6 protein-coding genes are annotated in these 3,414 nt (G+C 62.6%); 1 reads left to right on the forward strand and 5 read right to left on the reverse strand.

The annotated features are described in order from the left end of the window. The coding region (locus FJ980_RS29425; protein WP_181181336.1) for a phage tail length tape measure family protein at nucleotides 1-1,306 on the reverse strand (1,306 nt) is incomplete at its 3' end. Here FJ980_RS29425 and FJ980_RS34860 point away from each other — a divergent pair. Further along, on the forward strand, nucleotides 1,290-1,643 hold the full coding sequence (locus FJ980_RS34860) for a hypothetical protein (protein WP_181181337.1): 354 nt from the start codon (nucleotides 1,290-1,292) through the stop codon (nucleotides 1,641-1,643). The two genes, FJ980_RS29425 and FJ980_RS34860, sit on opposite strands and share 17 nt — an antisense overlap. A 24-nt stretch (nucleotides 1,644-1,667) precedes the next feature. On the opposite strand, the gene FJ980_RS29430 is transcribed toward FJ980_RS34860, so the two are convergent. Genes FJ980_RS29430 through FJ980_RS29445 form a run of 4 tightly spaced genes read right to left on the reverse strand, consistent with a single transcriptional unit; the run spans nucleotide 1,668 to nucleotide 3,186 of the window. Then, a complete protein-coding gene (locus FJ980_RS29430; RefSeq protein WP_140547141.1) occupies nucleotides 1,668-1,868 on the reverse strand; it encodes a hypothetical protein in 201 nt (66 codons plus the stop codon). Between the two features lie 38 nt (nucleotides 1,869-1,906). Beyond that, on the reverse strand, nucleotides 1,907-2,254 hold the full coding sequence (locus tag FJ980_RS29435) for a hypothetical protein (protein WP_140547142.1): 348 nt from the start codon (nucleotides 2,252-2,254) through the stop codon (nucleotides 1,907-1,909). Then, the gene (locus tag FJ980_RS29440) at nucleotides 2,251-2,439 is read right to left on the reverse strand and encodes a hypothetical protein (protein WP_140547143.1); all 189 of its coding nucleotides are present in this window, start codon (nucleotides 2,437-2,439) and stop codon (nucleotides 2,251-2,253) included. Before FJ980_RS29440 ends, FJ980_RS29435 begins: the two co-directional genes overlap by 4 nt. Before the next feature lie 12 nt (nucleotides 2,440-2,451). Beyond that, nucleotides 2,452-3,186 carry a hypothetical protein gene (locus tag FJ980_RS29445; protein WP_140547144.1) on the reverse strand — a complete coding sequence of 245 codons (735 nt, stop codon included), beginning with the start codon at nucleotides 3,184-3,186 and terminating at the stop codon, nucleotides 2,452-2,454. Between the last annotated feature and the right edge of the window lie 228 nt (nucleotides 3,187-3,414).

The raw sequence follows: 3,414 nt of genomic DNA on the forward strand, positions 1-3,414 counted from the left end.
CGCCATAAGCGTCAGCCTTCTGCTTGATCAGCTCAAGTTCCTGCTGATCGACGGGCACATTGTTGCGCGCCGCTTCTTCACGAAGCTGCTGCGTCAACTGGAACTGCATGCGCATGGCTTCGGCCGCGCCAGTGGTTTTGCCGATCAGGTCGAGATCGAGTTGCTGCGAGGCAAGTGTCTGGTCGAGCGAGCGCTTCCTGTCCTTCTGCGCCTCGCCCAAGGCGTGCTGAGCGGCCAAGGCGGCTTGCTGGCCGGCCATGTCGATCCGGCGCGCGCGCTCTGCCGGGTTCTCGTTGTCGTTGTACTGGGCGCCTGCCTGAGCGCGTGCAGCCGCCGCCAATTCTGCCGGAGATCGGGCAAACAGTCCCTGCCTCTGGGCATCGAATGCCTGCTGAGCACGAGAGGCCGACACCGAGCCGGCGGCCTGGTACTGCTCATATGCGCCCATGTTCTCGGTGCTGAGTGCGCCTCGACGAAGAGGCAGGCCACCGGGGCCGACGGCTTTCGCCAAAGCCTCTTGCGCGATCTGCAACTGCTTGAGCGCGCGCGCCGCGGCATCCGCGTCCTTTGTCAAATCCATCAGCTTGCCGGCGGAGGTCGTCAAGGCGGCATTGTTCGGGTCGAGCGCCCACTTGTCCTCAACCATCTTGCGGAAGCCGATGATGTCGGGCGTCCCATCTTTGGCGGTTTTCCGCAGATGCTCAATCGCGCCAGCGAACGGCTGGAACTCCCCGGCAACACTGAAGAAACCGCCAGCACTCTTGCCGGGGCTCACGAAGCGACCGAGATCCGACATTGCGCCTTGGGTCTGGTTGGCAATCTGGATGCCGAGACCGGCCTGCGTCGCCGATGACGACAGTTGCAGCCCGTTCAAGCTCGATACCGAGAACGCATCCTTGGCCTTGTCCGCGATCGTTCCATAGATGTCGCCGATGCCCCTGAGAACGGCCGCATGATCCTTCAGCAGGACGTCGAGGCCTTTCACCTCCTTGCGCGTCGAGATGATGTAGGTGGCGAGGCCAGCAACGGCTGCCACGCCGGCGCCAGCAGCAAGGCCGGCTGGCGTCACCATGAAGGCGAGCAAAGCCTGTCCGGCCGACTTGGCTGCGGTTCCAACAGCCGCTAATGAACCTCGCAGCCCGCCCGGCCCTTCTTCCAGCGCGCCATAAACCTGACCGATCTGCGAAGCGAATATCTGCACTGGCGACGCACCGAGCGCGAACATGGTGATGACGTCGTTGCCCTGGCGAGACAGATTGAGCATCTGCGATGAGGTGAGCCGCGCCGCATTGGCGTTGTCGTTCAACGCCTTTGTCGACTTGTCCGCCGCCGGGGCCACCCTACCGATGCCGGTAACTACCTTGGCCGAGCCTGAACCGATGTTGGCAAGGGTCGTGTTCGTCTTCTCGGCCGTCGCGACGAGCTTAACCAGGGAGGCATTGCCGCCTTCAGCCAGTGTCGCCAGCTTGAGCAGCGTGGCATTGGCCTGGTCGACGCCGGACGCGATCTTGGTCAAAGCGGCATTGGACGCGCTGGAGGCAGTCGATAGCCTCTTCTGCGCCGCCTCCGCCTTAGTCGCGGCCGCCGACATGTTTTCAAGATTGGCCTTCGCCGTGACAGCTTGCGAGCTGTCGATCTTGTAGCCGAGTTCTGCAACGGTCACAGACTCACCCTCTCACGAACATTGCGTCGAACCTGGCTTCTGTCATTGCAGCGTCTTGGGTATCCTCGACCTCGGGCTCGTCGCGGCCACCGAACACGGCGCGCAGGATGGAATCGATCATGTCGCCACGCCCGTTCAGACCGATCAGGATGGCGTTCACGTCCGCGTTGAGGGCCTGGTCCTCAGTCCAGCCGAGCCAGCCCAAGGCTTTCTCGGCCAGATCGTCGTAGAACTCGGCAAGGCTTATCCGTTTTGCTGAGGGTCCTCAGATACCTCTCCTCCCGACATCGGACGCCAGCCATTGGCGATGATGGTCAGGTAGGTCGACACCGGGCCGATCAAGTCGGTGAGGCCGGTTCGGTAGACGCGGTTCGGCACTTCCTTGGCCTCGTTGCCGGTCAGGCCAAGGCCGAGCGTGACAACGGCGACGATGGTGTCAAAATCGTACTGCCCGACCGCGCGAACGGCGCCGGAAATGCCGCCGCTCTGGCGCGAGATGGACTGCGCCGCCTGCAACGAGGGGCGAAGCGTCACCTTCTCTCCATCGAGTTCGATATCGACGTTCCCGGCGCCCAATGCTGGCTTGCTCATGCCTTCTTCTCCGGTTCGACCTTGGGCGCCTTGATCGGTGTCCCGGTCGCCTCGAACGGCGCCGGCATGGCCTTCGCCTCGGCATGGGTAAGTTCGAGTTCGACGTGATTGCCGGGCGCGAGGAGGTATTCCTGGCCCTTGTGAGAGAGCTTCTGAGCCTCGGTGCCGCGATTGAACACTTTCATGTCAGCCTCCTATCAGCCCAGCGCTGCGACGCGGACGTAGTTGGTGTTGGGGAGCACGGTGCAGTTGAGCATCTGGGCATTGTTCGCTCCACCCATGCCTTCCTCTGCGCCGGCCACCATGCCCATGAACAGCCGTTCCGGACCGGTCGGGACCGTCGTGGCGGTGTGGACGCCTGACTGCGTGCCGGTCGTGGTGATCTCGGTACCGCCCTTGGTTGCGGAAAGCGTGAACGTATCGGCGTCAGGAACGGCCTTGACGAAGTATTCCGTGCCGGCGACGAGACCGGTTGGCAGGGCGCCAGTGGTCGAGAACTTGACCTTGGTGCCCGCGACCAGGCCGTGGGCGGTCCAGGTCACAACGCCGGGCGCTGCGATCGTGATCGTGGCAGTGGCCGATTTTGGAACGGGCGCGCCGTTCAGGACGATGCGGAACGGGTAGTCGTAGTCGGTCTGCTCCGCCGCGATCATGGCCAACTGACCAGGATCGTTCACATTGAGCGCGAAGTTGTCCGAACGCTGAGGGGCTTGACGCGAGCCCTTCCAATTGACGGTGCGGCGCCGGTTGAGCAGCGTGACCGAATTGCCCTGGGCGGCATCGCCGGAGTTGCCCATGGTTTCATATTGGCCGACCTCGATCCACGTCACCGCCGAGAAGTCGGCTTCGGTGACGTCGATGTCGGGAACGTTGACAGGCGCCGATCCGATATAGAAGCGGCTGCCCGCCACAGGGGACACTTTGATAGGCATTGCTGCCTCCTTTCAGGTCTGGGAAGTGGAGCCTTGCCGAAGGGCGAAACGGCGGGAATGGACTTTGACTGCGCACCCTGCTTTCATGCCGAACGAAACAAGCGGGTGGACAAATGACTCCGAACACGATGACGACCATGGCCAATCACGCGGCATTTCTCTGCCTCGTGGTGGAGCTGATCAAAAAAGGGATCATTGATCCGGAAATTCTAGCCGACAGCATAGATG

It is taken from the genome of Mesorhizobium sp. B1-1-5 (genome assembly GCF_006443065.1).
GTDB lineage: Bacteria > Pseudomonadota > Alphaproteobacteria > Rhizobiales > Rhizobiaceae > Mesorhizobium.

Bases quoted from the DNA above. Each gene is read 5' to 3' on its own strand.
- FJ980_RS29435 (WP_140547142.1), bottom strand. From the start codon at position 2,254: ATGAGCAAGCCAGCATTGGGCGCCGGGAACGTCGATATCGAACTCGAT.
- FJ980_RS29440 (WP_140547143.1), bottom strand. From the start codon at position 2,439: ATGAAAGTGTTCAATCGCGGCACCGAGGCTCAGAAGCTCTCTCACAAG.
- FJ980_RS29445 (WP_140547144.1), bottom strand. From the start codon at position 3,186: ATGCCTATCAAAGTGTCCCCTGTGGCGGGCAGCCGCTTCTATATCGGA.